Genomic DNA, 23,896 nt, shown 5'->3' with positions numbered 1-23,896 from the left:
ACAATGACCTTTATAACTTCCCACTTTCGTTAGAATGGTCATTGTCGAATTGGTTCAAACGCGCCCATTTGCGAAACCATCTTTGCGTGATATTTTTTGATGGATTGGATCATACTGATACTCGTGCAGGCGACCACTTTGTATTAATGCAGCCGCGCGACTTACATGTTCTGGTAAGATGAAGAACCATTCCTTTGGATGAACTTTTTCACCAAAACGGTCCAATACAAATAACTCTGCCGGACGTGCTGCCTCAAAAAAACGATGCAACAGGTTTTCTACTTTTTCGCGGGGAAGGTTTCCAAGTTGGTAGGTCGCGACCACCTTCACCGGAGCCAAAAGGAAAGTGGGGTCATTTTTTGCATCAGCAACGCGCCGCTTCACATTTTGGCTTGTAACCCCGATTTTGTATAAAATATCACGGTGCGGTTTAATGTTGGGATCTTCAGACATTGATTGGGCAACATATATGGTTCCGGTGATGGCCAACTGGTCAGCCTCCCATTCCGGGTCAAGTGGACCCAGGCCGACTTTCTGAACAGAACGGGCGGTTTTGTCATCGTTCAATGCTTTGCGAAATGAAGAGACCATAGGGTCGCTTTCTGTTCCATTGGACAGGACGATGCGCAGGCGGTCTTCCTGAGAAAGCCGGCCTGAGGATTTACGCATCCGCTCAACCACAAGGCACAACAATCCATTTCGGATGAATACATCTCCAGCAACAGGCTCAATAATGGCCCATTTTTCGACAACCTTTGTTTTCCGCTCACCCGCTTCGAGAGCGGCTTGAATCTGTATGAATTTCGCTTCGAATTGCTCGAAATCAGGGCAAGGAAAAAACTCCGCGCGATGTTCTGACTGATGCCTGTCCGCAGATGGTGTGACATGGCGGAGATCTGAGAATTCTGCAGGTACCTTGAGATCATCATCAGCGAAGATATCTTCCAGGCTGTCTGGGATGATATTTTCCGCAGGTTCGTCTCGCCAGTTTGCTTGTTCAGGTTCGGGGGCAGTCAATAGCCCCAGCCTGTCCGCCTCCAGCATGTCCTGGGGCGGGTCTTTCTTCAACTTATCCCAAATGGTTCCCAAGCGACCTGGCACATCCCGTTTATGCGCCAATGTCCGCAGCACGGGGTGCTTCTCAAGAGTTTTGAGCGTGTTGGCTATGCGGGTTCGGTTCATGATTTCACCAAACGGTGCCTTGAGCAAAGATGGGACATCTTGTGCGCCGCTGAGAATGCAAACGTCTCTACGCCATCTGGGCTTTCAAATTATATTGAGGCGCGATCGATGGGAGCGCCGGTGACCCGTTGGATTGATACGCTTGAATGCAATGCAGCCGCCTATTTCTGTGAACTTCTTGGTCTTTTGGTAGATCGCGGGGGCAGTGTTGGCATCAGCTCCTTGACGGAGGACGAACGGAGGCAGGCCGGTGACATTGGATACCAGATCACTTCTGGCGGCACCGAACTCGTCGTAGAAGCCCTCAGAGAGTTGCCTCGGCCTAAGGTGCCAGCCCCCAAAACTCTTTCGACCAGCTGTAGTAAAGACTCTCAGCGATGCCTGCGCGGTGGCATAGAACGGTGTTGTTCTCTTCACAGCGCAGGCCTGCCAATATAATGCGGGCCTTCTCTTGTTTTTGATCAAATCAATGCTGTGGAGTGAACCATAAAAACGATTTACGGATATGCGCGGAAGAAAGCTGTGTTGAAATGCAAAAACTCGCAATTTGCGCTCAGTCGAATGGTTGCTTCATCGCTGGTAAACTCAGCCATCTTGCTGGTTTTGAATGTATCGTTTCGCTTTGGAAAAATACAAATACCATCGAGATTAAGTGGTAAGATGCCCTAACTTGCTCTGTAAAAGGTAATCACGAAGTCGCCGAAAAGGACGTTTGGATTTTACTTCATTTCTGTAGACAAGGTAGTATCCATGCCCGTCGCGTTCGACTTGTGTTCCAATTCGGACAAGCTGGTCCGCTTCGATAAGGTGATCATCTAAGCCTCGATAACCGATTGTGACGCCTTCACCAGCAGCAACCATATCGAGCATGGTCGGGAAGCTAAGCACTTTTGTGAAACGTTCTGCGCCTGAGGTGGGTTTGCCAATATGTTGAAGATAGCGTTCCCATGTCATCCAGCCGTTGGCTCGTGGATCACCGTGGTCAAACAGGTGTTTTGGATCGATCGTTTGTAGGGGATCGTTGGGATCAAACTCTGGATGCATTTCCAAAAAAGTTGGGCTCGCTATAATTTGGCAATGTTCGCGAAAAAGAAGATCGTTGTTGTATGAACCAAGGTCACCATTCCCAAATCGAATAGAGCAATCGACAGATGGGTCGTCAAAGCTGCGGTAATCATCTGATGTTAAGAAATTCACTGTGGCATTGGCTGCCAACCGCATGCCGCTGATCCTCGGCATGAGCCATAGGTGCGCGACCCCGAAGGAGGCGCCAATCAGAATTTCATGATCATTGCTGGGTAAAACATCGCGAATACCCAACTCTAGCCGGTCAAACACTGTTGTAGAAAGCCCCGCTAAAATATGGCCCTCGGTTGTTAACTCAATGGTGCTGCCGCGACGTGTAAATAACGTATGGCCAAACCAATTCTCTAACTTTGCAATATGACGGGTAATCGCAGGTTGAGCGACGGATAATTCTTCGGCTGCGCGGGTAAAGCTGCCATGCCGTGCTGCGGCTTCAAAAGCGAATAGGGCATTTAAAGGGGGGAGATTACGCCGCATTTTCACCACGTTCAGTATAACAAATAGTTATTCTATTATTCCACTTTTAGCCGTCGTCGTAAAGCGATGTGTCAGGCACTGTTAAAAGAAATCTATGGAGGCGTGATATGGAACGAGTGAACTTCACCCAAATGAAAGATGGCACTAAGGAAGAATACGAATTCCTGACAGCACATGAAATCGAGTACACGAAAGGGACGGCCGATCGGTTGCTACATGCTTTAGAGCACTTAGATGAGAGCCTCTCAGGATATCAAATTACGCGCCTTGGGCATTCAGTGCAATCTGCGACCCGAGCGTGGCATGATGGTGCGGATATCGATTGGGTCGTGTCAGCATTGCTGCATGATATAGGTGATATTTTTGCCCCTTATAATCACGACGAATATGCTGCGACGATTTTGAAACCTTTTGTGCGTGAGCAATGTCGCTGGTGTATTGAAACACATGGTGACTTTCAGATGCTGTACTACGGTCATCATCTAGAGGGTTTTGATAAAGATAAGCGGGAACGTCATCGTGGTGCGAAGTACTTCGATGATTGCGCGCAATTTTGCGAGCGCTGGGATCAAGCTAGCTTTGATCCTGAGTATCCAACGCTTCCTCTTTCATTTTTTGCGCCGATGGTGCGCGAGGTTTTTGCACGCCCCCCTTATGACCCCGACGTCATGCAGGCGCCGGACCAACCATTGGTTATGCCTGAAGTTGCTGCCACGCGTGCGGCCATGTAAGAACGATTGGAAAAATCATGACAGATCAGTCTGAAACGCCAGCGCGTACGCCGCGCCGTATCTGGAACTTTACACCATCTTTGCCGATTCAAGTCGCCCCGTATTGGGATTGGCCGCTGAAGCCGCTGGCCTCAATTCTTTATTTGTTACGCAGCTGGAATCCCGTTGGCATGCGCTGTCTGTTCCTAATCGGGGCAATTATCACTTGGATGTTTTTTACACCTGAGTTGAGTCGCGCAGAAACCATCGCTTTTGATTGGGTTTCTGAAGTTTGGATCCGCAATTTCATTATCTTGTTTAGTGTTGCCGGAGGCCTGCATCTATTATTGTGGACGTTCGGTGTGCAGGGCGATGAGATGCGTTATGACATGCGCCCGATGATGAAAGGCGCGAAGGTCTTTACGTTTAAAAACCAGGTTTGGGACAACATGCTGTGGTCATTTGTAGCCATGCAGTTCTGGACGTTCTGGGAATGCTTTATGTGGTACGCTTACGCCAATGGTTGGGCGACGATGATCACATTTGAAAGCAATCCAATTTGGTTTGTGGCGTTGATCATAATCATCCCGATCTGGGCAGGTCTGTATTTTTATATGCATCACCGGATCTTACACATTGGGTTTATGTACCGTCATGTGCATTCGTGGCATCACCGTAATATCAACACTGGCCCATGGTCGGGTCTGGCTATGCATCCTGTCGAAAGCTTCATCCTGATGACGGATACTTTGATGTTCCTGTTGGTGCCGGGCCATCCTATCCACGTTATTTTTCTACTATTCCATCACGGTGTTGGTGCACCGACATCTCATACCGGGTTTGAAAAACTGAAAATCGGCAAGGTCGGGGGCGTCGAAGTTGGCGATTTTTTCCATCAGCTGCATCACCGTTTCTTCGACTGTAATTACGGAACGTATGAAACACCTTGGGACACTTGGTTAGGTACATTTCACGATGGTTCGACTGAAGGCAACGAGATTGTCAAAGAGCGTCGTCGCAAAATCTGGTCGAGCAAATAGGGACAATCCTGATGAAGAACATTTATACGTTTGGTCGAAAGCCCGGTATGCGCAACTATACGGTGAAAGATTTGCAAGACCTCAAAGGGTCAGGCAGACGTTTGACGATGTGCAACCCCGCAAATGAAGGTGAAATCCGGGCCTGTGTCGAAGCCGGAATTGATACACTGACAGTGTGGGATCGCGATATCGAACTTGCGCGTGAGCTCGCCCCGACACATTTCGTAGGAAGTGCGATGGGGTGGGGGCAGTTTGTAACTCATGATGAAATTCTCCGGCATGCGATGGGGCAAATGGAAGCCGGAGCAGACATGTATTTTACCAATCGATCATTGCCCGTTGTGGAGATGCTCGCGCGCGAAGGCATTCCTGTTCAAGTTCACATGGGGCTTGTGCCTACTTTTAGTCACTGGAAAGGTGGATTGAAGGCTGTAGGTCGAACTGCCGACGAAGCGATGGAGCTATATCGTACATTCAAACGTTACGAAGATGCGGGTGCCTTCGCCTGTGAGATAGAATGCGTTGCAGAAGAGACTTTGAACCTTCTGAACGATAAGACCTCAATTGTGACGATATCTTTGGGATCCGGGAACGCGGGGGACGTTATCTTTCTGTTTATGGCGGATATTTGCGGTGAAGATGAGAACGCTCCACGTCACGCACATGCGTTTCGCAATCTTGGTAAATTGCATCGCGAAATGTACGCGGAACGTGTTGCGGCACTACAGGAATTCACTGCTGAAGTGCACAAGAATGCGTTCCCGTATCAGGAGCAAGCTATCACAATGCGCGATGGTGAATTGGAGCAGCTGAAAGAGGCGCTTGATAAAACGTAACGCGCCCGTTTGTTAGGATAAGGAAAAATGGGTTGGGTCAAGCGCGGGGTCACTCGGGCTTGGGCAACCCATTTTATTTATTGCTGGATGCACCGTTTCTCATATGTTGAAGTGCGATCTGCAGGACAGTGTCAACATTCTTGCTCATAGGAAGTTCAGCATTCAATACGGTGTTAAAATCGAACCATTCAGCCTCAGCTACATCGTCTTGTGCAGTAGGCGTTCCTGATTGAAATTTACACAAAACTGCAGCCAAGAGAAAGTGATGATCAACACGGCCCGTTTCGTTTGAAATGATGACATCTACATTTGTCAGATAAGTTATCGGAGTTGCGATGATTGTTGTTTCTTCGCGTAGTTCACGCACCGCAGCCGCCAAAGCAGTCTCCCCTAAGTCTACGTGACCGCCGGGATATCCCCATAGCCCAGCGTCGGGCTCGTTTTTCCGACGAACCAATAGCAGCTTTCCTTTTTCCAGGACCACAGCAAGAGCGGCGAGTTTTGGGTGCTGTTTCATGATGCCAAACTTCTTTGTTTCGTGAGATAAACCGCCCAGACAGCAAAGCATAGGCCCATTCCAGAAGCCCCGAGCATAAGCATAAGCAATGTTTGGCTACCGTTTTCTTCTGGCATTATTATCCCGGTTAACGTTGTTAAAGCAGCCCCTCCTGCGACGATCAGAGCGCCGTTCAGCCCAGCCGCGCTTCCTGCAAGGTTGGGTCTAACTGACATTGCGCCAGTGTTGCTGCCTGGCATGGTAAGGCCATTTCCCAGCCCAACGAAAATGGTGCTGGCGAAGAAAAACTGAGGCGATTGAAACCCTTGAAAAATAAGCAGTGATCCCACCAAAAGGCCGAGACACGCAACAATGCGTCCGATTAACATCATAGTCGTTAATTCAAATTTGGAACCAAACCGTCCGGTAAGAAAACCACCTGCCATGAAACCCAGAGTGATAGTGCCGATGTATATGCCTAACTCCGCCGTTGTGACACCAAATTCTGATAGGGCCACGAGCGGGGCACCTGTTAAAAAAATATAAAACGCCCCGACAGAACTTGCCCCGCAGAGTGAAAAAGCCCAAAATTGTGGGTCCCGAAGAAGTACACCTATTTTCGAAGCCTGGGGCGTTGACTGCGATGGCGTGGTGTCCTGCGTTTCCCCCAAGTCAACCCAGCATAGGAAAAACAAAACAGCCCCAGACATCGCATAAAAGATAAAGATGGAGCGCCAACCAAAGAAGGTATCTAGTAATCCGCCGAACATAGGTCCCACCATGGGGGCGATAGCCATCGACATACCAATGTAGCCGATCAGACTAACAGCTTCTCGCTCAGAATGTGTATCCCTGACAATTGCCATAGATAAGGTATACCCAGCGACCATTCCCCCCTGTAGCATACGAAAAATGAGAAACGTCGTGATGTCCTGCGCCAACACGCAGCCTATCGATGCGATTGCGAATATCAAGACTGCCGATAGCAGAACAGGCCGCCGACCAATTTTATCTGAGAGCGGTCCAATAATAATTTGTACAACAGCTGTAAGAGCGAGATATCCGGAAACGGCTATACTTGCTGTTTTATAATTGGCGCCGAAATCAACGGCGATATTGGCAAGTGATGGCAAAAACATGTTGAGCGATAACGGAGAAAATCCAGTCAACAAAATGAGGGTGATTAAGTGAGGGGGCGTTTTTAGTTTACTCATCAACAGTTCTTTCAGAAAATAAAAAAGCCTCCGAAAATGTTCGGAGGCGCATGATAACAGTTATGGTACCTGTTATTGGACCACGCACCACATGCGTACGACGACGACAGTATTAGGTTTCATAATTTTCTCCTGTTGAGAGAAGCTTAGACAGAAAATATTTTACGCACAATATAGAGATGCACCATTCTTAGGTTATCTACCAAGTGGCACTTTCGTGTGAATGACGTTGCACGGGCTACTGGGGGCCGACCGCATGAATAGCCTCTCGAACCTTGCATAAGAGTGTAGGGAGTTCATCCAGAGGTATTCCGCCAAAGGCAAGCCTAAGAGCCTGCGGCGTCGCGATCGTTGTCGAGAACGCCTCTGCTCCGGAAATCGAAATATTTTGCCCTTGTAAGTAGGTGACTATGGGGTGGGCGCGCTGTCCGTTTTCCAGCGGAACCCAAGCAAAGCCTGCTTTGTCATGTGAAACAACTGGCATCTGCCCAAAAATATTTCTGCAAATTTCTTGGCGCTGGGCGCCGTCCTTTCTGCGGTCAGCTTCTGATTTGGCTAAGGATCCATCCTTGATCCAATTGGCAACCAAACCCGAAATAAGCGCGGGCGCATTCCAAGTTGTCGCGCGAATAGCTTCTTGCAACGGTTGGATTTTATCGGGAGGTGCGATGACATATCCTAATCTCAATCCCGTCGCGAGCGTTTTGGCAAACCCGCTGACATAGACCGTTCGTTCTGGGGTTAGAGAGAGGAAGCTTGCAGGTGGATTTTCTTCTAAGAATGCATAAACCGCATCTTCTATAATGGTCAGATTATGTTGTTCTGCGATCGTTAGAATTTTCCTACGTGTTTCTAAGTCCATAACGCTTCCCAAGGGGCTCTGCACTGTTGGCATCAGATAAACCGCACGAATATCGTTTTTTTGACATTTCCGCCCCAGATCCTCCGGGTCCATAACACCATTTTTGCTTTCTATGGGTATGAGTTTGATGCCACGCAATGCAGCTGCAGACTTGAAACCGGGATAGGTGAGGGTGTCGACGGCGATCGCGTCGCCATAGTCAAACAACCCTAAACAAATCATAGCCAATCCGTGTTGGCCACCCGACGTAATTAAGAGTTGTTCGGGATCAATATGACCTAGTAATGGGCGCAGGTATTTTGCAAAAGTCCGTCGTTCGTGCAGGCGTCCACCATGAGGCTGATAGCGCAGAATTGCATCGAGGTCTCCGGATAAGGCCAATTGCCGTAAGCCTGAGCGAAGCATGTCTGCATCATTTATCCCACTGGGCATGTTAAAGACTAGATCGGTTACGCCTTCTGTGTCTGATTGGTGAACCCCAAGAGTTGCGGGTTGTCCGGGGTCGCGTACGAAAGTGCCACGGCCGGCCTCACCAGTAATTAAGCCACGCTGTTCCAGCTCTTTGTAAACGCGGGTCGCAGTTGCTAGTGCAACCCCTGATTTTTCGGCAAAGGCACGATGTGTTGGCAGTCTTGATCCAGGGGCGAGTTTCCCAGATTTTATGGCTCGCGTGAGTATATCTGTTAGGCGTGCGTGCTTTTGTTTTTTCATCTGGATACTGTCATTAGTACAATTAAAAAATTGTCATACCAGAAGCCTCGTGACATCTCGATGGAATGTCAACGGCTGAGGTTACTTAATGCGACGTTTCATATCTGTTTTTTCTCTCGCTATGTGTTTGTTTACGGTGACTTTTGCAGTAAACCTTCAGGCTCCGCTTTATGATGTATACGCCGCAGAAAGTAATGTTGGTGCCACCGCGATTACGGTAGCTTTTGCAGCGTATGTTGCCGGTCTAATGCCAACGCTGTTGTTGCTTGGCGGCCTTTCAGATCGAATTGGTCGGCGTATACCGCTCATGATGGCGCTGCTCTTGGGGGCGGCTGCAACTGGAGTGTTGGTTTGCTTCCCGACTTGGGAAAGCCTCGTTTTCGCCAGAGTGTTGTTAGGCATAGGAACAGGTCTCGCGACGCCAGCGGGAACTGCATACATGACTGAGATTGTTGGCGTTGAACGTACAAGGACTGCTGCGCTTATCGTTACATCTGCGACATCTCTTGGATTTGGCGGTGGTGCGTTGGCGACGGGTATAAGTTTGGGGATGCAGGGTCCAACCCTTATGCCCATTAGCTATATTGCTTTGTTCATTGCTGTTCCATTGTTGTTCGTGGCGAGCTTTAGATTGCCAAAAGTAAATAACCTTAAAGACGTTTCGATGTTGCGGTTGCCGTTCTTTCCAAGCGGAACGTGGAAGTTCGGCGCGGCTATGGCGCTCGCTTGGTCCACAACCGGGATGACTATCGCGGTTGTGCCACTAGAGCTTGCAGCAAATAATCTTGAAGGGTGGACTGGGCTTGTTGTGTTTTTGGCTATTTTTGTTGGCTTTTTGTGCCAGCCTATCGCACGATGTCTGCAAAATGATCAATCACTAGCGTTAGGATTTGTATTGATCCCCTTGGGGTATTTTGTGCTGTTGGTGGGGGTAGGTTCGAGTACTTTAAATCTAGTGTTACTGGGAACCTGCATCACAAGTGCAGCGAGCTATGGATTTACTTATCTTGCTGCTTTGGCCGAAGTGTCAGAACGCGCGCCTCATGACCGAGCAAGGGCGACCTCGGGGTTGTTTGTGTATGCATATTTTGGGTTTTCTGTTCCGGTGGTTTTATGTGGCGTTTTGGCAGACCAGTTTGGATTGTGGAATGCTCTGCTGGCCTTTGCGGTGCTTCAAACCGTTGCAACAACGTTGATCGTCGCCATTAGTGCGCTCCGTCGTGTTTAAGTCGAATCATAATGCGGCGCCTTGACGTTTAGAAAGTTTTAACACAGAAACCCCGAGATGGTTTTCGGAAGACGAATGTGATTCCGAGATGAAATGGGAATACGGTGAGGAGTAGCCAGTAGGCGCCAAATCCGTAACTGCCCCCGCAACTGTATGTGGCGAGCGACCTCGATATAGACCACTGAACGCACAAGCGTTTGGGAAGGTTCGAGTAAGCGAAAACCCACGAGTCAGGAGACCTGCCATCATCGATGCAACTTCAACCCGGGCGGGGCGTCCGGACAGGAGGCCATGATGGCTTTACGGATGATTCCGTTTGGAAATACATGTCTAAACTTTGCCCCGCGATCTCGCGGAGGGCGACATGGGAACACCACAGCACAGAATTACGATATGTACATCCTGTAAGTCCAAAGGCACTGAGGATCGCCCAGGTTATAAGCTCATTACAAAATTGCGCGCTGCAATTGATGCTGCTGACAACGTTGCGTCTGAGGATTTTCAAGTTTCAGGCGTAGCCTGTATGGCCGGGTGTGATCGCCCCTGTACGGTAGCCTATCAGGGTGCGCATAAGGCGACTTATTTGTTCGGAGGCATAACGCCTGAGGATGATATCGATGATTTAATCGCGTTCGCGCGCCAATATGCAGTGCTAGGGGATGGATGGTGTTCGTCCGTTGATCGCCCGGGAAAGCTGCGAAAAAATACTTTGGCACGGGTTCCCGCGACATTGGTTGCGTTGGAAAGCACTGCGGGGTGCTTATCATGATTGCGGCTGATCTAATTGCTGAAAACATCAGTTGGGGACCTTATAAAAACCAACCCTTGTTGTTGCATCCAACCAGTTTTGAACTGAAAGCAGGGCAGGTCTTGGGTGTTGTTGGGCCCAATGGTGCAGGTAAATCGACGTTGCTCCGTATGATTTACAGGTATCAAAACCCGTTGACGGGCCGCATCTTCGTAGATGGCGATGACATTTGGTCCATTCCGCCGCGCGCGGCTGCACGTAAAGTGGCTGCGGTATTGCAAGAACAGCATACTTCGTTTGGTTTGACTGTCCGCGAAGTGGTGACACTTGGCCGAACACCGCATCGGTTGGGGTTTTCTACGCCCGGAGATCGGGATAGCGAAATTGTAGATGATGCAATGTCACAACTGGATCTTCACAAAATTGCCTATCGAGATGTGCAAACACTGTCGGGCGGGGAACGTCAGCGGGTGATGGTGGCCCGTGCGTTAGCCCAACAACCGCAGGTGCTGGTTCTGGACGAGCCAACCAATCATCTTGATATCCGGCATCAACTCGAAATCTTAGCGCTGATCCGCAATTTGGATCTGACCATTGTCGTCTCGCTTCATGATTTGAATATGGCGGCTGACGTTTGTGATGTTGTTTTGCTGCTTGAGGCAGGACACGCAAAAGGCTTCGGCGCACCAGATGAGGTGTTGACCGAAACACATGTATCAGAGGCGTTTCGTGTTCAGGCACGCAGCGAATATCTGAGCCCCAGTAATACCAAACATCTATCTTTCCATCTGCCCGAATAAAGGAGGCACCTCATGAAAAATACACCTAAGGCTCTAGCTACGGCTTTTGTTTTGTCATCAATCGCATCCGGCGCATTGGCCGAAACGACTGTGCAAAGTTGTGACCGCGAAGTTACATTCGACACGCCACCGCAGGCTGCGATTTCCAATGACGTTAATCTGACTGAGATGATGCTCGTTTTGGGTTTGGCAGATCGCATGGTGGGTTATACTGGTATTTCCGGTTGGAACAAACTCGACGCTGAGATGCGCGCTGGCGTTGATCAACTTCCTGAGCTTTCTGCCAGATACCCATCCAAAGAAGTTCTTATTGGTGCGGATGCGGATTTCTATTTTGCTGGTTGGAATTATGGCATGCGCGTTGGCGGGGAAGTTACGCCAGAGACGCTCGCACCATTTGGCATCGACGTATATGAACTGTCTGAAAGCTGCATCCACTTGGGTATGGATCAGGATGTTACGATGGACCTCATGTACAATGACCTTCGTAATCTGGGTCAGATTTTCGGAGTGGAAGAGCGCGCCGAAGAATTGATCTCAGGATACGAAGCGGAACTGGCAGAAATTACTGCTGGACTTGACGCAGCAGCTGACCCTGTGCGCGCCTTTGTGTTTGATTCCGGTGCAGATGCGCCGTTCACAGCAGGGCATTACGCGATCCCGACAGCCATGATCGAAGCCGCAGGCGGTGTAAACGTCATGGATGGTTTTCGTAAAAGCTGGGGTGTTGTGAGCTGGGAAGAGGTGGTCGATCAAGATCCCGAAGTTGTCGTCATTATCAACTACGGTGAATTGACTGCCGAAGACCGCATGAACATCATGCGCGATAACCCTGCTTTGGCCAACATCGATGCAGTTAGAAACGACCGTTTCGTTGTGTTGGAATATGTTGAAGCAACACCAGGACCGCGCAATATCGAAGCGATCCGTACATTAGCCGCTGCATTCCAGGGCGAATAAGATGACAGAGAAAGCTGCACAAATAACTCGCAACGCTTCTTTTCGCCTTGTGATGGGGGGCGGGCTAGTTTTGCTGCTTCTCTCTGTTTCCGTTGCTATTAGTGTAGGGGCCATTTCTGTGCCCCTACACACAGTCTGGGGTATTTTGATCAGCAAGGTTTCCCCAGATGCTATTACACCAAACTGGTCGTCTGGACGTGAGGCGATTGTTTGGGATATTCGTTTTCCCAGAGCACTTCTGGCCTGTCTCGTTGGCGCTGGACTTGCGATTGTTGGGGCAAGCCTTCAGGCCGTAACGCGCAATCCTTTGGCTGATCCTCATCTTCTCGGAATTTCGGCGGGTGGTGCGTTTGGTGCCATTCTGGCGCTGTTGCATACAGGTATGTTTCTGGGTCTTCTTACGGTTCCTGTATTGGCGTTCTTGGGCGCTTTGGGGGCGACTTTGCTGGTTCTTGGCGTATCTCAATTCGCGTCGGCCACAAGCGCAGATCGGCTGGTCCTCGCAGGTGTTGCTGTTTCGTTTATCGTGATGTCAGCTGCAAATATTCTGATTTTCCTCGGAGATCCACGCGCCACGCATACGGTGGTCTTTTGGATGTTGGGGGGGCTGGGCCTCGCGCAGTGGGGGCAATTGATCTACCCATTTGTAGTGTTGTGCCTGTGTAGTGCCTATCTCTGGCTCAATTCATCCAACTTAAACGCGATGACGATTGGAGATGAAACCGCATCTACACTGGGTATTCCTGTTGCTCGCTTTCGGTTAATGATTTTTGTAACGGGTGCTGTGATCACCGGGGTCATGGTGGCCTTTTCCGGGATCATCGGCTTTGTTGGCCTTATGATACCGCATATCGTGCGCTTGATTGTTGGTGGGGATTACACGCGCGTTTTGCCTGCGTCAGCTTTGCTGGGCGCGATATATCTGCTGTGGTGTGATATCATTGCTCGAACCATTATGGCCCCCGACGATATGCCGATCGGTATTGTTACCGGATTGATCGGCGGTGTATTCTTCGTCTGGCTCTTGCGGCGGCGGGGGTAGGTTGGCGTATTGGTTTGCTGCGGGGAGACCTAAGTTAGATTGACAGTTGGTAAAATTGATTTATCTATACTGGTGAATTGATAAGCTAGGCTAACTTATGAAATCCCTCCGTACACCTTTTCCCAAATTGTTCCAAACTTCAGAAACAGACACTAAATATCATAAGATCAGCGATCAGGGGGTGTGCGCATTCGACCTGAACGATGAGCAATTTCTACGAGTGTCTGGCGAAGCTGTTCGGAATTTAACCGCCGCGGCGTTTGAAGATGTGTCGCACTTGCTGCGTCCGTCCCATTTGGCGCAGCTAAAACATATCTTGGACGATGATGATGCAACGGCGAATGATAAATTTGTGGCGTTGGAACTGCTGAAGAACGCGGTGATTTCCGCCGAGCGGGAGTTTCCCAGTTGCCAAGATACCGGAACAGCAATTGTCACTGGCAAAAAAGGACAGAACATTCTGGTCGAAGGAAATCTTGAGGATGCGCTGAGCCAAGGTATTCTGGATACGTGGCAGACTCGTAATCTTCGGTTTTCGCAAATGGCACCACTCACCACATATGACGAGAAAAACACCGGTACAAATCTGCCAGCCCAGATTGATATTGCGGCGTCATCAGGCGAAAAACTAGAATTTCTGTTCATGGCCAAAGGCGGAGGTTCAGCGAATAAAACGTTCCTGTTTCAAGAAACCCGTCGCTTATTAGAGCCCGAGCGGCTGCTTGCATTCTTTGATGAGAAAATCCGAACACTTGGTACAACCGCTTGTCCTCCGTATCATTTGGCGATTGTGATTGGCGGATTGTCTGCGGAACAAACATTGAAGACCGTGAAAATGGCATCCGCCAAAGAATTAGATACTCTGCCGACAACGGGCGATGCCTCGGGGCGCGCATTTCGTGATGTTGCGTTGGAAGCCGAAATTCTGGAACTGACCCGCAATATGGGGTTGGGCGCGCAATTTGGCGGGCGGTATTTTTGTCACGACATACGCGTGATCCGACTGCCACGCCACGGTGGCAGCTTGCCGGTTGGTCTCGGTGTAAGCTGTTCGGCTGATCGGCAAATTAAGGGGTATATAGATAGGGAAGGGATATGGTTGGAAACACTAGAACGCCATCCTGAAACTTATTTGCCTGAGCAAGAGTTTGAGGCCAATGCAGCAGTTCGTGTAAACCTAGATCAATCCATGGACCAAATTTGTAAAGATCTGTCACAGTTTGAGGTTTCCACGCCTGTTTTGTTATCCGGCACGATGATTGTTGCGCGTGACCTTGTGCATGCAGAGCTTTCTAAAATGATGGAAGAAGGCAAACCTTTGCCAGATTATATTCGCGACCACCCTGTCTATTACGCTGGACCAGCTAAGACACCCGAAGGTTACGCATCTGGTTCCTTTGGTCCGACGACAGCGGCGCGAATGGATCCCTATGTACCTGAATTGCAGGCGATGGGTGCGTCGCGTGTCATGATTGCCAAGGGAAATAGATCCAGAGAAGTTGTTGCAAGTTGTAAGTCCAATGGTGGTTTTTTCCTAGGTTCCGTAGGCGGTGCAGCAGCTGTATTGGGTAAAGAGGTGATCAAAAGTATCGAAACATTAGATTTCGCTGAATTCGGCATGGAGGCCGTGTTCAAAATAGTCGTTGAAGACTTTCCCGCATTTGTGATTATTGATGACAAGGGCGGAGACTTCTTTACCCGTAAACCCACCCTGACCTCAGCCTAAGGAAATGACCTAAAAAGTGACAGAGCACGCGTCTTCCAAAATCACTCTGCGGCAATTGCAGATATTTCTCTCGGCGGTGGAGCATCGCAGTTTTGTGCAGGCTGCTGCCGAACTGGCCTTAACTCCGCCAGCTGTTTCTATGCAGATGAGTCGATTAAGCGAAGCTCTGGGCGCGCCGTTGTTTGAGAAGGAAGGGCGGTCAACGCGGGTAACTGCCGCGGCGACAGCGCTAGTTCCTTATGCAGAAAGGGTAACAGCAACCCTGCACGAAGCCATCGATGTCATTGATACCTTACAAGGTGAACTTGATAATCTAGTGCGTGTGGCAATGGTTTCCACGGCTCGTAATTTTGGGCCACACCTGTTGCAAGAATTTAAGAAACACCATCCAGATACGACGCTGGAAATCAATATCACCAACAGGCGGGGTGTTATTTCTCAACTCGAAGCGGGCGAAATTGACTTAGCTTTGATGGGCCGCACACCCAGACGGGTAGAGGTGGATGCCGTGGGATTTGCCAAACATCCATACGTTTTGATTGCGAGTCCTGACCACCCATTGACGAAATTTAGGCGCATCCATCGGGTGGATCTAAAGGGGCATCGGTTTTTGGTGCGCGAAACCGGGTCAGGTACACGCATGGTGCACGATCATTTTTTTGAAGAAGCTGGACTACCGGTACCGACCGCGCAAGTCATGGATAGCAACGCCAACATAAAGAACGCCGTAATGGCCGGAATGGGCATGGCGTTTATTTCGGAACATACAATCTCATTAGAACGCATGGCGGGTCGGTTGAAGGTTTTGGATGTCACGGGGATGCCCGAATTGCGCGATTGGTACGTTCTTCATCTTAAGGGAAAAACACTGTCGCCTGCTGCGGCGAAATTGCGCCGATTTGTAAAAGAGCAAGGGCCGCAGTTCATGCAGGAGTTTTTTCCCGAAACGCAGTGAGTTCAGGTAGATGCCAATAACGCCTGAGCACGAGCGACGATTGGGGGATCAATCATCTTCCCGTCTAGTAAAACTGCGCCACGCTTTTCATGCAAAGCAGCCTCATAGGCCGCGATGATACGCTCGGCCTCTGCACGTTCATTGGCGTTTGTTTTAAATGTCTCGTTTACGACGGTTACTTGCTTTGGATGAATGCACAAGACTGCATCAAATCCGATGCGCCGTGCCGCTTTGGCGGTTTCGGAAAAACGTTCCATGTTTTGCACTTCTGCGATCGAACCGGGTAATCCGACCGCCGCTAAACCTGCTGCGCGTGCGGCAAAAATTACCTGTTGGCTGGGCGCAAGTAGTGTTTCGAAGCTTGGCGAAAATCCGCATTCAGTTGATAAATCTTCCGTACCCAATGCCAGTGCTGATAGACGCGGGCTCGCTGTCGCAATTTCCGGTAACTTTAGAAGAGCAGTAGGTGTTTCGATCAGTGCAATCAATTTTATTTGGCCGTCTGGCAATCCAGCTTCACGTTCGCATTGACTTAAAAACTCGTCGAGCAGCTTAATATGATCCGCCCCGGAAACCTTTGGGATCATTACCGCAGAAACGCCGGGCACACATGCAGCTCTAAGATCGGCGGCACAGATGGCGAGTGCACGATTTACCCGGATGGCGACGTGCCTTTTGTTGGCACGCAAATGTGTGACATGTGCAAACAACGCCTGTCGGGCGGCTGATTTTTGTTCTAGGGGAACACTGTCTTCGAGATCTAAAAGTACAACATCGGCGCCGCGTGTTTGGGCGCGGCGAACCAATGCCTCCTGATGTGCGGGTGTGAATAGATAAGAACGGATCATCCATCAGCACCGTATAGTTGCTGAGAAAATTCTTCTCTTATAGCTGCTGAATGTTCTCCTAATGCGGGCACTCTGCCAAACTTGGGTGTTGAGGGTTCAAAGCTATGTTGTACTGGTGCGGCTACCAGATGGGCCGTTTCCCCATTCTCTAATGTCACGGGCGTTCGGCGCAATTGCGGGTGCTGGGCAAAGGTTTCAACCGAATTCACCGCGCCGTAAGCAATAGCTGCAGAGCGTAGTAGCGTTTCCAACTCTGCACGGGTTTTGGTCAGGAAAAACCCCGCTACAATGGCATCGAGAGCCGTGCGATTTTGGATGCGACTTGCGGCGTCACAAAATCTGGAATCCGTCGCGAGTTCGGTTTGCCCAAACACATTCGAACAGAGGCGAACCCATTCGCGTTCGTTTTGGATGGAAATTGCGAGAGTTTCGTTATCCGCCGTGTCAAATCCGCCATAAGGTGCGATGGATGGGTGGTGTAGCCCCACAGGCTTTGGCGCTTTGCCTGCATAAACAGTGTGCATCAGTGGGACGGTCATCCAGTCAGCCGCCGTATCGAACAGGGAAACTTTGACTGCGCTGCCTTTGCCCGTTTTTGCCCGTGCAAGTAGCGCCTTTTGAATACCGATAATTGCGTTCATGCTTGCGCCGATGTCACAGACCGAAACACCAATACGACCTGGTGCGCCCGGGGCACCGTTCACGGCGACCAATCCGCTTTCACATTGTACAAGGAAATCATAGGCCTTCATGTCCTGATATTCGCCTTCCTCGCCGTACCCGGAAATATCGCAGGTAATGAGCCGCGGGTTACGTGCGCGCAACGGGACTTCGCCAAACCCGGCACGGCCGATTGCGCCGGGGGCCAAATTTTGGATAAACACATCGGCCTTGTCCAAAATGTTCTGAAGCACGTTGGCATCATCGGGATTCTTGATATCAAGGCACAGGCTTTCTTTGCCGTGATTGGCCCAAACAAAATACGAAGCGGAGCCTTTTACCGCGCCGTCATATTTCCGCGCGAAATCACCACTGTCGCGTTCGATTTTGATGACACGCGCACCACCCTGGGCAAAGTGGCAAGAGGCCAAAGGCGCTGCAACAGCCTGTTCTAAAGAAACAACCAATAAGCCTTCGTAGGGTTTTACATGAGGTTCAGACATCTTGGGCTACCTTTCGGGCCGAGAGAATTGCGATGTTGCGATGCATTTCATTGGCGACAATTGTCATACCTTCATCAAAACCCATGCCAGGTTTAACCAACACGCGCTCTGGTCGGGTCGCTTGGGCAATGTTAACGCAGGCACGTGCTGAAATATCGGTCTCGTTACAAGTGCCGCCTTGATAGGCCTCGACATTTCGTTCTTTGCAATACAACACCGCGTCGATCGTATTGTGTAGGCTGCCCAGATCTGGCGTTTTAATCTGAACCATGTGGCAGCACTCAGCATCGACAAAATCAACCACGTCCTGATAGGTGTTACACCACTCATCGGCCACAATGCGAACAGTGCTGCCGCGTGAAGTGAGGGCTGCTTTGATGTCGGCAAGAAGGGCGATCTGCCCTTCTTTTGAACCTGCGTCTGCCGGTCCTTCAATATACAATTGAAACGGCGCGGCGCGCTTTCCAAGTACGCATAAATAGTCTGCTATTTTAACTGCATCATTATTGAAAATTTGCCCGATTGTTCCATACACATCGATATGTAGCTGCGGATGATAGGATGCATCACTGCGGAGGTTTTGTATGCGCCGCGTAAGCCAAGTCACGTATTCAGCAAGTTTCCCGCCGTTTTCACCGAGCTTACTTTGAACATGGTTTATTAAACCGTGTGGGAGTGCATCTACCCGCTTAAGGACCATTTTATCAACGGCGCCATACCGATCATCGCCGCTTTGCCCAAACAAAGCGAGAGGCTCATTGACAAGTGGTAGACCGTATTCGGCACAAATCACTTCTACCTTTAAACGCCCCGTCGCTTTCGCTGTGGCATCCAATATCGCTTGGCTTAATCCATAGCGGATCGCCGTGTGCAATGCATTTCCGTCAATTTCGAGCGTGTCAAAAAACTGGGCAGTTTCGCGAAAGTTACTGACGTCGCGACCGTTCAGTAAAGGGGCGATATGTTCACGCAGAAACGGGATAAAACGTTCTGCTGTAAACAATGGGTCACGCCCTGCAGCACCTGAGTATTGCACCGCTGCGCAGTCCCCTTCTGCGATTTGACCATTCTCAAGTTCTAGCAGGATTGAAATGCTTTCGCCGCGCTGACGGATACGTTCAAATCCCTTTGTAATACTGTGTCCAAGATAGGTGAAACCGTCTTGTTTTGCTCCGGCTTTGATGGCGGATTGATCGTCAAAGTAAAATGCGGAAAAGCCGGGTGCGAAGTGTACGTTCGTGATCTTCATGGTTTGTCTTCTTTAGCTGGCCGTCGGGCGCCCGATGAGTTTAGAGGAAGAGATTGCATTTACGTCATCTACAACCATGCTGAACGATGCCTCCCGGCCTTCGGCCTTGGAGCGTTCGCGGATTTTTTCTTGATGAAAGGCTACGACGTCTTTCGGTAGGGGCACTTCGCCCTGATCAAAAACACGGATCGCGCCATAATTGTCGCGTACTGGCGTTAGCTTTCCAGCATTTGCAGCAGCGGGGGCAAAGGGAACATCCATAACGCCGCTTTCAAATGCGAGAACGGCACCGCGCGCAATGTCGCCGTTTCCTAGTTTCAGTATTTTGCGCATGACAGCATGAACTTCGGCCTCAATGATTTCGACCTCTTCGGCGATTTCAGGCGTTTCCATCCGGTTTTGATCAGAAATCATATTCACCATTTGCCGGGTGGCCTGAAGGCCGGCTTGATTGGCCTCAAGCGTAGGAATTCCGCTGGCTTCGTGGGGGGTTTTTACGATGATCTTTGTTGCTCGGGCGAATTTCGCGGTCATTGCGCCAAGGCAGATGACGGCTGTGGCCTTTGCTTCGTCCTCGGGAAAACCACCCATCCACTGATGGAAAACAGTGGTTAACACGTAGTCTTCGTATCCTGCTGCGAGGAAGTAGTGATGCGCGAGTTTTCTGAGACTGCGCAACGCTGCAATGTCTTGGGCCATGTTGCCTGCCTGACCGTAGCCGAGGGTGATGCATTTCACACCTTGCTCAAGTGCCAGCAGACCTTCGAGGATCGCTACGACATGTGACACGAAAGGCGGAACCAATGTTCCGGTCAAAGGACCAAAGGGTTCGCGGTTAATGCGAATACCCTCTTCTTCATAGAGGCCAACCAGACGATCGCAATATTGCCAGTGGCGAATAGATTGTGCGAGAGGCACCTTTTTTGCATAGGGAATGTTGTAAGAAATTCCGCCGCCTTCATAACTGGTGAAACCTGCGGCAAGGGTGATCTCGGCCATCAATCTTGCATCTGGTGTTCCGTGGCGTACTTGAACGGGCTTAGATAGATCTTCCACCAGTTGCCGACAGCCATCAATACCGTGATTTACGGGCGGAAAACCGTTTAACAGAGACGTGCCAGCAGCGCGGGATTTGTCGATACCCTTTTGGGCCTCTTCATAGCGATTATGCCGCGTGTAGGCGTCCACTGTGGTTGGTAATACATCGCAATAAGGTGATAACCCGTTCAGCAGATCGGTATGTTCGCGTAGTAAAGCAACCCCAGCGCGAGGTTGCAGTAAGCTGCGCCCTTCAGCGTCGGCATTGGCCAAAGAAACGGAAAATCGTTTTTCTTCGGGTAGGGCGGATTGCAATGCAACTCCGGCTTTAAAATCTACGTTTTGTCCGGTGCTCCAGGTCCCCAACACCGTTTCACGTTCGGTTTCATATGTTGCGCGATCTAATTTAGTATTGGTCAGGTCGGTCGTATCAAGCATAGCTGTTCCAGCTGTGTTGCAGAGTAAACGGCACACATTTCTTGCTTAAGGGCCAAAGCCCATATGGGTTACGGATTATTGGGCTAGGGTGTAATGCAGCGAAGGCACCCAAGCGGCCGATGAGTTATGTCCATAGGATGCGGGGCGCTTGGCGCGAATATCATCTTTTAGCAACGTGGCCACTTCGTCCAGCGACACGCTTGGCTTAAACACCCGGTCAAACCCCATCTCTTTGAACTGGGCTTCTACCGATGCAAAATCTCGTTTACCAATCACAAGATTACCGCCGACGTATAAAATGATGTCACCGATGCCGCGTTGAATGCAGCGGGTGCGAAAGTCCTGACAGTCGATTTCACCATGACCGTAAATGGATGAAACCAAAATTGCATCAGCACCATTCTCAATTGCAGCGGTGATAAATTCATCTTGGCTGACCATGACGCCCAGGTTTTCGACTTCTATTCCTTTTGGGCCGAGCACGCTGGCGATGATTTTGTTACCAACCGCATGACAATCTGCGCCGATTACACCAAGCACTACTTTGAATTCCGCAAGTTCGTTGAGCATCTCGCCATACCTTCTGAAGCGATTCATTTACTCAATCCGTTTTATTGCGTCTCATAATTAGATCAATAGTTATTAGTTGTAATCTTATACAGGTAATTTATTCTTATCTGTCGCGTAAATACATGATCGGCCCAAGTGTAGCGGGTTGTACGATGTCAGCAAGATTTGACCATCTGTTCACTCAGATGTTTCGATCAATATCGCCCTGAAGTCATTTACATTTGTGTGGGTCGGCCCTGTCATGATCAACGCATCATGGCTTTCAAAAAATGAAAAAGCATCATGGCGATACAGGTGATCTAGCGCGTCATCGCGATCAGCGTTGGCACGATGTTGAGGGAGCCAAATTGCCCCAGCATTGTGTTCTGATCCGTCGCGCCCATCCGTGTCGCAGGCTAGGGCGGCGATGTTTGCTTCTTTCCAACAGGCCAACGCGAACCCTAGTAAAAACTCGCTGCATCGACCACCTTTACCGCCTGCACCGGTTACTGTTACGGTTGCTTCCCCTCCGGAAATCAACGCAATTTTCCCTTTGGCAGGCTGGCCATGTCGTATGATTTGTTTGGCGATGCCTGCCATGACTTTGCCCATTTCACGGGCCTCGCCTTCCAACGCGTCTCCTAGAATGATTGGAATGTATCCAGCGTTCTGCGCAACAGTTGCTGCTGCTTCAAGCGAGGACTGAGGTGCCGCAATAATGCGTGTTTGTGTTCTGTCAAAACTAGGGTTGTCACGGGTCGGTGTTTCGGCATTTGGGGAGTCTAGTATCGCTAAAACATGATTGGGCAAATCCAATTCAAACCGTTCAATAATAGCGCGCGCTTGTTGGGCGGTTGAGGCGTCAGGCACAGTTGGGCCCGATGCGATATCAGCGGGATTGTCGCCGGGCACATCGCTAATGACCAATGTTAAGACCTGCGCAGGGGCCGCAGCCAAAGCCAGTCTGCCGCCTTTGATGGCTGAAAAATGTTTACGTACCACATTCATTTCGTCAATGGCGGCACCACTCTTGAGCAAGGCTTTGTTCAGCAATTGTTTTTCTTCAAGCGACATCCCATCAGCTGGAACTGATAGCAACGAAGACCCACCACCTGAAATAAGGCACAAGACCAAATCATTCGCCGAAGCGGACTGCACAAGGGAAAGGATATCGCGTGCGGCTTGGCTCCCTTTCTCATCAGGAACAGGATGGCGGCCCTCGACAATTTTGATGCCTTCACATGCCAGTGATGTTCCATGCGGTACAATGATGAGCCCTTCGCAGGGCCCCCAGCTTGCCTCTACAGCCTGCGCCATTCGCGCCGTTGCTTTACCTGCGCCGACAACAATAACGCGCGATTCCGGCTTTTTGGGTAAATGTTTGGCTACTGCGACCATAGGATCCGCCGCCTCGAGGGCTGCATCAAACATAGATCTTAAGAGTTCATCTTGGGTCATCTCTACTCCGAGGGATCGGTCTGGCTAGCTGTAAGCGGACAGGACAAGAACAATTGACGTGATACAACGAATAACTTTGGGGTGTTTGAAATGATTTTGCAATCATAACAAAGGCTATTGAGACTCCTTGGCTTGCGCAGTGAGCCATAGGCAGATTGCTTCGACTTCGCTTTCGTTTTGGTTCATTTTGTTGCGAACCAAGAAATAGGCCCGTCTTTCGCTTAAGGTTGCGTCGAATAACTGAACCAATGCGCCGCTTTCAAGTTCGCTATTGACGAGTGGTAGCCATCCCATAACCACTCCTTGGCCCGAGATAGCGGCTTGTAAAACGACGTTCGTATCTTCGATAACGGGTCCCGTCAGCACGGAGTCTGTTGGCACCCCGGCAGCGGCCAACCATGCTTCCCACCCCAAGATGTCGCGTTGATGGATCAGAGGGTACTTCAGTAAATCGCCCGGTATTTTTGGTAGGCCAAGTTGCTTTAGAAGCGCGGGGCTGGCAACGGGGGCGCTTAGCACATTTACTAAGGGTTCTGATATCATCCCGGGAAAATCCCCATCTCCCCAAGTGATAAAGATATCTGCATCCACGTTTTGCGGCGAAACTAACAATGGTGTTTGCACGAGTTCGAGTTCGACGTTCGGGAATTGCGCGCAAAAGGCTGCAAATCTGGGCAACAACCAACGGGTGGCAAAACTGGGGCCTAAAGCGATCCGAATTTTGGGTTTTTGCTGGTGTTGCAATACGGAGTTGACGGACGTCTCTAGAATTCGAAAGGCTTCGCTCACACCAGAGGCAAGCCGTTCACCTTCGTCGGTCAGGAACACTTGGCGTGTGCGACGGGTGAATAGCTGTATTTTTAAATGCGCTTCCAGCCCCCGAATATGATGACTGATTGCGGTGGCAGATACGCCTATATCTTTTGCCGCCTCCTGAAAACTGCCAAGCCGTGCGGCGGCTTCAAAGGCGCGAAGAGCGGGAAGAGAAGGAAGACTTGCCATGAAGTGATATAAATGAGTTTTTCTCATCATTAGCAAGAGAAACTTGTTTTTGCCGCCGCTGTGTTTCCTGCCTACGAC

The 23,896-nt window shown here is 50.0% G+C and carries 23 protein-coding genes and 1 riboswitch; of the genes, 11 read left to right on the top strand and 12 right to left on the bottom strand.

Features of this window, described 5'->3' with window-relative positions; translation table 11 throughout:
* Positions 1–54: 54 nt before the first annotated feature.
* On the bottom strand, positions 55–1,182 hold the full coding sequence (locus G9C99_RS08165) for a GIY-YIG nuclease family protein (RefSeq protein WP_166416947.1): 1,128 nt from the start codon (positions 1,180–1,182) through the stop codon (positions 55–57).
* Positions 1,183–1,302: 120 nt separating this feature from the next.
* On the opposite strand from G9C99_RS08165, the gene G9C99_RS18695 reads away from it, so the two are divergent.
* Entirely contained in the window at positions 1,303–1,620 is a 318-nt protein-coding gene (locus tag G9C99_RS18695) for a hypothetical protein (protein WP_166416946.1), read from the top strand.
* 210 nt (positions 1,621–1,830) lie between these two features.
* Here the strand turns inward: G9C99_RS18695 and G9C99_RS08155 are convergent, their stop codons facing one another.
* On the bottom strand, positions 1,831–2,745 hold the full coding sequence (locus G9C99_RS08155; RefSeq protein ID WP_166416945.1) for a LysR family transcriptional regulator: 915 nt from the start codon (positions 2,743–2,745) through the stop codon (positions 1,831–1,833).
* A gap of 107 nt (positions 2,746–2,852) precedes the next feature.
* On the opposite strand from G9C99_RS08155, the gene G9C99_RS08150 reads away from it, so the two are divergent.
* Genes G9C99_RS08150 through G9C99_RS08140 form a run of 3 tightly spaced genes read left to right on the top strand, consistent with a single transcriptional unit; the run spans position 2,853 to position 5,331 of the window.
* Positions 2,853–3,476, top strand: a complete 624-nt coding sequence (locus G9C99_RS08150; RefSeq protein WP_166416944.1) for an HD domain-containing protein — start codon at positions 2,853–2,855, stop codon at positions 3,474–3,476.
* A gap of 17 nt (positions 3,477–3,493) precedes the next feature.
* Positions 3,494–4,495 carry a sterol desaturase family protein gene (locus tag G9C99_RS08145; RefSeq protein WP_166416943.1) on the top strand — a complete coding sequence of 334 codons (1,002 nt, stop codon included), beginning with the start codon at positions 3,494–3,496 and terminating at the stop codon, positions 4,493–4,495.
* 11 nt (positions 4,496–4,506) lie between these two features.
* Positions 4,507–5,331, top strand: coding sequence for a 3-methyl-2-oxobutanoate hydroxymethyltransferase (locus tag G9C99_RS08140; protein WP_166416942.1), 825 nt, complete (start codon positions 4,507–4,509; stop codon positions 5,329–5,331).
* A 73-nt stretch (positions 5,332–5,404) separates the two neighbouring features.
* On the opposite strand, the gene G9C99_RS08135 is transcribed toward G9C99_RS08140, so the two are convergent.
* The 3 genes from G9C99_RS08135 to G9C99_RS08125 all read right to left on the bottom strand — a co-directional run bounded on the left by G9C99_RS08135 (position 5,405) and on the right by G9C99_RS08125 (position 8,614).
* Positions 5,405–5,848, bottom strand: a complete 444-nt coding sequence (locus G9C99_RS08135) for an NUDIX hydrolase (RefSeq protein WP_166416941.1) — start codon at positions 5,846–5,848, stop codon at positions 5,405–5,407.
* Positions 5,845–7,041: a multidrug effflux MFS transporter gene (locus tag G9C99_RS08130; RefSeq protein WP_166416940.1), complete on the bottom strand. Its 1,197-nt coding sequence runs from the start codon at positions 7,039–7,041 to the stop codon at positions 5,845–5,847. The genes G9C99_RS08135 and G9C99_RS08130 overlap by 4 nt, the downstream gene beginning before the upstream one ends.
* A gap of 238 nt (positions 7,042–7,279) precedes the next feature.
* Positions 7,280–8,614 (bottom strand): aminotransferase-like domain-containing protein, encoded by a 1,335-nt coding sequence (locus G9C99_RS08125; RefSeq protein WP_166416939.1) that lies wholly within the window; start codon positions 8,612–8,614, stop codon positions 7,280–7,282.
* A gap of 88 nt (positions 8,615–8,702) precedes the next feature.
* Between G9C99_RS08125 and G9C99_RS08120 the strand changes: the two genes are divergently transcribed.
* The 7 genes from G9C99_RS08120 (at position 8,703) to G9C99_RS08090 (ending at position 16,073) form a co-directional block, all read left to right on the top strand.
* Positions 8,703–9,842, top strand: a complete 1,140-nt coding sequence (locus tag G9C99_RS08120; protein ID WP_166416938.1) for an MFS transporter — start codon at positions 8,703–8,705, stop codon at positions 9,840–9,842.
* Between the two features lie 41 nt (positions 9,843–9,883).
* Positions 9,884–10,103: riboswitch (cobalamin riboswitch) on the top strand.
* A 103-nt stretch (positions 10,104–10,206) separates the two neighbouring features.
* Positions 10,207–10,611, top strand: coding sequence for a DUF1636 family protein (locus tag G9C99_RS08115; protein ID WP_166416937.1), 405 nt, complete (start codon positions 10,207–10,209; stop codon positions 10,609–10,611).
* On the top strand, positions 10,608–11,390 hold the full coding sequence (locus G9C99_RS08110; protein ID WP_166416936.1) for an ABC transporter ATP-binding protein: 783 nt from the start codon (positions 10,608–10,610) through the stop codon (positions 11,388–11,390). The genes G9C99_RS08115 and G9C99_RS08110 overlap by 4 nt, the downstream gene beginning before the upstream one ends.
* 12 nt (positions 11,391–11,402) lie before the next feature.
* On the top strand, positions 11,403–12,350 hold the full coding sequence (locus G9C99_RS08105) for an ABC transporter substrate-binding protein (protein WP_166416935.1): 948 nt from the start codon (positions 11,403–11,405) through the stop codon (positions 12,348–12,350).
* Between the two features lies 1 nt (position 12,351).
* Positions 12,352–13,392 carry a FecCD family ABC transporter permease gene (locus tag G9C99_RS08100; RefSeq protein ID WP_166416934.1) on the top strand — a complete coding sequence of 347 codons (1,041 nt, stop codon included), beginning with the start codon at positions 12,352–12,354 and terminating at the stop codon, positions 13,390–13,392.
* 97 nt (positions 13,393–13,489) lie between these two features.
* Positions 13,490–15,118, top strand: a complete 1,629-nt coding sequence (locus tag G9C99_RS08095) for a FumA C-terminus/TtdB family hydratase beta subunit (RefSeq protein ID WP_166416933.1) — start codon at positions 13,490–13,492, stop codon at positions 15,116–15,118.
* A gap of 16 nt (positions 15,119–15,134) precedes the next feature.
* Entirely contained in the window at positions 15,135–16,073 is a 939-nt protein-coding gene (locus tag G9C99_RS08090; protein WP_166416932.1) for a LysR family transcriptional regulator, read from the top strand.
* 2 nt (positions 16,074–16,075) lie between these two features.
* On the opposite strand, the gene G9C99_RS08085 is transcribed toward G9C99_RS08090, so the two are convergent.
* The 7 genes from G9C99_RS08085 to G9C99_RS08055 all read right to left on the bottom strand — a co-directional run bounded on the left by G9C99_RS08085 (position 16,076) and on the right by G9C99_RS08055 (position 23,818).
* Positions 16,076–16,921, bottom strand: a complete 846-nt coding sequence (locus G9C99_RS08085; protein WP_166416931.1) for an HpcH/HpaI aldolase/citrate lyase family protein — start codon at positions 16,919–16,921, stop codon at positions 16,076–16,078.
* Positions 16,918–18,084, bottom strand: a complete 1,167-nt coding sequence (locus G9C99_RS08080) for a CaiB/BaiF CoA transferase family protein (RefSeq protein WP_166416930.1) — start codon at positions 18,082–18,084, stop codon at positions 16,918–16,920. The genes G9C99_RS08085 and G9C99_RS08080 overlap by 4 nt, the downstream gene beginning before the upstream one ends.
* The gene (locus tag G9C99_RS08075) at positions 18,077–19,333 is read right to left on the bottom strand and encodes a methylaspartate ammonia-lyase (protein ID WP_166416929.1); all 1,257 of its coding nucleotides are present in this window, start codon (positions 19,331–19,333) and stop codon (positions 18,077–18,079) included. The genes G9C99_RS08080 and G9C99_RS08075 overlap by 8 nt, the downstream gene beginning before the upstream one ends.
* 12 nt (positions 19,334–19,345) lie before the next feature.
* On the bottom strand, positions 19,346–20,809 hold the full coding sequence (locus G9C99_RS08070) for a methylaspartate mutase subunit E (RefSeq protein WP_166416928.1): 1,464 nt from the start codon (positions 20,807–20,809) through the stop codon (positions 19,346–19,348).
* Positions 20,810–20,884: 75 nt separating this feature from the next.
* Entirely contained in the window at positions 20,885–21,379 is a 495-nt protein-coding gene (gene glmS, locus G9C99_RS08065; protein ID WP_166416927.1) for a methylaspartate mutase subunit S, read from the bottom strand.
* Positions 21,380–21,556: 177 nt separating this feature from the next.
* Positions 21,557–22,816: a glycerate kinase type-2 family protein gene (locus tag G9C99_RS08060; protein WP_166416926.1), complete on the bottom strand. Its 1,260-nt coding sequence runs from the start codon at positions 22,814–22,816 to the stop codon at positions 21,557–21,559.
* 114 nt (positions 22,817–22,930) lie between these two features.
* On the bottom strand, positions 22,931–23,818 hold the full coding sequence (locus tag G9C99_RS08055; RefSeq protein WP_166416925.1) for a LysR substrate-binding domain-containing protein: 888 nt from the start codon (positions 23,816–23,818) through the stop codon (positions 22,931–22,933).
* Positions 23,819–23,896 lie beyond the last annotated feature (78 nt).

This window comes from Cochlodiniinecator piscidefendens (assembly GCF_011326755.1).
Classification (GTDB): Bacteria; Pseudomonadota; Alphaproteobacteria; order Rhodobacterales; family Rhodobacteraceae; genus Cochlodiniinecator; species Cochlodiniinecator piscidefendens.
Note: the sequence above shows the minus strand (reverse complement) of the source record. Positions and strands in the feature narration are given on the sequence as shown.

Excerpts from the sequence above, each read along its gene's own strand:
- G9C99_RS08165 (WP_166416947.1), bottom strand. The coding sequence starts at position 1,182 with ATGAACCGAACCCGCATAGCCAACACGCTCAAAACTCTTGAGAAGCAC.
- G9C99_RS08155 (WP_166416945.1), bottom strand. The coding sequence starts at position 2,745 with ATGCGGCGTAATCTCCCCCCTTTAAATGCCCTATTCGCTTTTGAAGCC.
- G9C99_RS08150 (WP_166416944.1), top strand. The coding sequence starts at position 2,853 with ATGGAACGAGTGAACTTCACCCAAATGAAAGATGGCACTAAGGAAGAA.
- G9C99_RS08145 (WP_166416943.1), top strand. The coding sequence starts at position 3,494 with ATGACAGATCAGTCTGAAACGCCAGCGCGTACGCCGCGCCGTATCTGG.
- G9C99_RS08140 (WP_166416942.1), top strand. The coding sequence starts at position 4,507 with ATGAAGAACATTTATACGTTTGGTCGAAAGCCCGGTATGCGCAACTAT.
- G9C99_RS08135 (WP_166416941.1), bottom strand. The coding sequence starts at position 5,848 with ATGAAACAGCACCCAAAACTCGCCGCTCTTGCTGTGGTCCTGGAAAAA.
- G9C99_RS08130 (WP_166416940.1), bottom strand. The coding sequence starts at position 7,041 with ATGAGTAAACTAAAAACGCCCCCTCACTTAATCACCCTCATTTTGTTG.
- G9C99_RS08125 (WP_166416939.1), bottom strand. The coding sequence starts at position 8,614 with ATGAAAAAACAAAAGCACGCACGCCTAACAGATATACTCACGCGAGCC.
- G9C99_RS08120 (WP_166416938.1), top strand. The coding sequence starts at position 8,703 with ATGCGACGTTTCATATCTGTTTTTTCTCTCGCTATGTGTTTGTTTACG.
- G9C99_RS08115 (WP_166416937.1), top strand. The coding sequence starts at position 10,207 with ATGGGAACACCACAGCACAGAATTACGATATGTACATCCTGTAAGTCC.
- G9C99_RS08110 (WP_166416936.1), top strand. The coding sequence starts at position 10,608 with ATGATTGCGGCTGATCTAATTGCTGAAAACATCAGTTGGGGACCTTAT.
- G9C99_RS08105 (WP_166416935.1), top strand. The coding sequence starts at position 11,403 with ATGAAAAATACACCTAAGGCTCTAGCTACGGCTTTTGTTTTGTCATCA.
- G9C99_RS08100 (WP_166416934.1), top strand. The coding sequence starts at position 12,352 with ATGACAGAGAAAGCTGCACAAATAACTCGCAACGCTTCTTTTCGCCTT.
- G9C99_RS08095 (WP_166416933.1), top strand. The coding sequence starts at position 13,490 with ATGAAATCCCTCCGTACACCTTTTCCCAAATTGTTCCAAACTTCAGAA.
- G9C99_RS08085 (WP_166416931.1), bottom strand. The coding sequence starts at position 16,921 with ATGATCCGTTCTTATCTATTCACACCCGCACATCAGGAGGCATTGGTT.
- G9C99_RS08080 (WP_166416930.1), bottom strand. The coding sequence starts at position 18,084 with ATGTCTGAACCTCATGTAAAACCCTACGAAGGCTTATTGGTTGTTTCT.
- G9C99_RS08075 (WP_166416929.1), bottom strand. The coding sequence starts at position 19,333 with ATGAAGATCACGAACGTACACTTCGCACCCGGCTTTTCCGCATTTTAC.
- G9C99_RS08070 (WP_166416928.1), bottom strand. The coding sequence starts at position 20,809 with ATGCTTGATACGACCGACCTGACCAATACTAAATTAGATCGCGCAACA.
- glmS (WP_166416927.1), bottom strand. The coding sequence starts at position 21,379 with ATGCTCAACGAACTTGCGGAATTCAAAGTAGTGCTTGGTGTAATCGGC.
- G9C99_RS08060 (WP_166416926.1), bottom strand. The coding sequence starts at position 22,816 with ATGACCCAAGATGAACTCTTAAGATCTATGTTTGATGCAGCCCTCGAG.
- G9C99_RS08055 (WP_166416925.1), bottom strand. The coding sequence starts at position 23,818 with ATGGCAAGTCTTCCTTCTCTTCCCGCTCTTCGCGCCTTTGAAGCCGCC.